Source organism: Rhodococcus sp. (in: high G+C Gram-positive bacteria) (assembly GCF_049299235.1).
Taxonomy (GTDB): Bacteria; Actinomycetota; Actinomycetes; order Mycobacteriales; family Mycobacteriaceae; genus Rhodococcus.
This window is the reverse complement of record NZ_JBAQXC010000215.1, coordinates 1-2,241: the sequence shown is the minus strand read 5'-3', so window position 1 is coordinate 2,241 and position 2,241 is coordinate 1. Positions and strand designations below refer to the sequence as shown.

At 69.3% G+C, this 2,241-nt stretch carries 3 protein-coding genes; 1 reads left to right on the top strand and 2 read right to left on the bottom strand.

The window, feature by feature from the left end; genetic code table 11:
• Both WAX14_RS12450 and WAX14_RS12445 read right to left on the bottom strand, forming a co-directional pair.
• Positions 1–647, bottom strand: a 647-nt coding sequence (locus WAX14_RS12450) for a 1-phosphofructokinase family hexose kinase (RefSeq protein ID WP_422628368.1), incomplete at its 3' end; no start/stop codon positions are given.
• Positions 644–1,411: a DeoR/GlpR family DNA-binding transcription regulator gene (locus WAX14_RS12445; RefSeq protein WP_422628367.1), complete on the bottom strand. Its 768-nt coding sequence runs from the start codon at positions 1,409–1,411 to the stop codon at positions 644–646. The genes WAX14_RS12445 and WAX14_RS12450, both read right to left, overlap by 4 nt.
• A 125-nt stretch (positions 1,412–1,536) precedes the next feature.
• Here WAX14_RS12445 and WAX14_RS12440 point away from each other — a divergent pair.
• Positions 1,537–2,241: PEP-utilizing enzyme (locus WAX14_RS12440; protein ID WP_422628366.1), on the top strand; the 705-nt coding region annotated here is incomplete at its 3' end.

Genomic DNA, 2,241 nt, shown 5'->3' with positions numbered 1-2,241 from the left:
GCCACCACCGGGGCGGTGTCGCCGGCCGCCGCCGCGGCCTCGAGTGTGATGGCGTCCGCTCCGGTCAGTTGGGCGAGCTCGTCGGAGTTCGGCTTGACGAGGTCCGGCGCGGCCTCGGGGAAACGGTCGGCGAGGGCCAGGAGCGGCGCCTCGGAGGTGTCCACGGCGATCCGGGTTCCGGTGGCGCGCAGCGCGCAGATCAGGTCGGCGTACCAGTTGTCCGGAATGCTCGGCGGCAGCGATCCGGAGAGCACCGTCCACGTGGCATCGGTTGCCTGGTCGAGGACTGCGTCCTGTAGTTCGGCGCGGGTGCGGGGTCCATACGCGCTGCCGGGTTCGTTGAACTTCGTGGTCGTGCCGTCGGGTTCTGCGACAGTGGTGTTGGTCCGCGCAGGTGCCGCGGTTTCGATTGCGAGACAATCGATGTCGTGGTCGGAGAGGGCAGTCAGGAGCGGATCACCGGTGTTGCCGGGCAGGATCGCCAGAACCTGCCGGCCAGCCGCGTGCAGGACCCGTGCGACATTGATGCCCTTGCCGCCGGGGTCGACGAGGACCTCTGCGGTGCGGTGGACGGCGCCGCGGTCGAGCGGGCCCGGCAAGGTGATCGTGCGGTCCAGGCTCGGGTTGGCTGTCAATGTGACGATCACGCCGTCACCACCTCGATTCCCTGTTCGATGAGTTGGGTTCTGTCGGCATCGTCGATCTCGCTGTCGGTGACGAGGACGTCGACGGCATCGAGCGGAGCGAAGCTCAGCAGGTGCCGACGGCCGATCTTGGAGGAGTCCGCGACCACGACAACGCGGTCGGCGCAGGCGACCATGCGACGTTTGACCGCGGCTTCCTCCGCATCGGGTGTCGACAGGCCGTGGTCGATCGACAGTGCATTGGTGCCGACGAATGCGACGTCGACGTGCAGCATGCCGAGGTAGCGCAACGCGTCGTCACCGACGGTGGCCTGCGTGATACCGCGCACGCGACCGCCGAGCAGGTGCAGTCGGATGGAACCGAGTCCGGCGAGTCGTGCCGCGATGGGCACCGAGTTCGTCACCACGGTGAGGTCGGTGTCGGCCGGCAGCGCCGCGACCATGCGGCCGGTCGTGGTCCCGGCGTCGAAGACGACGCTGCCGCCGGAACCGGGGAGGAACTGTGCGGCAGCCGTGGCGATGCGGTCCTTGAATCCGGTACGGGTGTGTTCGCGTTCGGTCAGTCCCGGTTCGGTGACGGTCAGCGCCGCGGCGGGGACGGCGCCGCCGTGCACACGCCGCACATGGCCCACTCGCTCGAGCAGTGCGAGATCGCGCCGGACGGTTTCGGTGGTGACACCGAAGCGGCCCGCGAGGTCGGTGACGGACATGCGACCGCGTCGGTCGATCAGTTCGCCGATCGCCTGCTGCCGTTCCTCTGCGTACACGGGACCTCCTCCACGCGGGACACCGAATGTTGCTTTATGTTGTTTTACGCCCGTATATGTTGACATGTCAATGGGTCGGGGTAATCTCGATCACATCGAGTCTCGGTCGGTGGCGAGGAGGAAACATGAAGAACGTGGTGCCGGTGGTAGCAGGTTCGGCGGTGCGCGACGTCCACGGAACACCCGTCGTGCCGGGAGTGGCCTACGGCCCGGTGATCCGCCCCGCACCGCGACCGGAATTGCCGACCGTGCATCCGGAGATTCCCGACACCGCCCGGGCGGCCGAAGCCGAACGGTTCACGGCCGCGGCGCACGCCGTCGGCGCGAGGCTGCGCGCCCGCGCGTCTGGTGCGTCCGGTGCAGCTTCCGAAGTGCTGCTTGCCAACGCGGGCCTCGCGGAGGATCGCGCCTGGATCGGAGCGGCCACCGGCCGAATCCGCGGCGGATCCGACGCCGTGGGTGCCGCGATCGCAGCCACCGAGCAGTTCGCGACGATGTTCACCAAAATGGGCGGGCGCATGGCCGAACGAGTCACGGATCTGCGGGACATCCGTGACCGTGTCGTCGCCGAACTGAGCGGGATCCCCGAACCCGGTCTCGACCGGCCGGCCGAGCCGTCCGTGCTGCTCGCCGACGACCTCGCTCCCGCCGATGCCGCCGGTCTCGACCCCACCCGCATCATCGGCCTCGCCACCACCCTCGGCGGCCCCACCAGCCACACCGCGATCATCGCGCGCCAACTCGGCATACCGTGTGTGGTCGCCGCGGCCGGGCTCGATGCGATCCCGGCGGGCACCGCCGTCCTCCTCGACGGGTCGACCGGCGAGGTC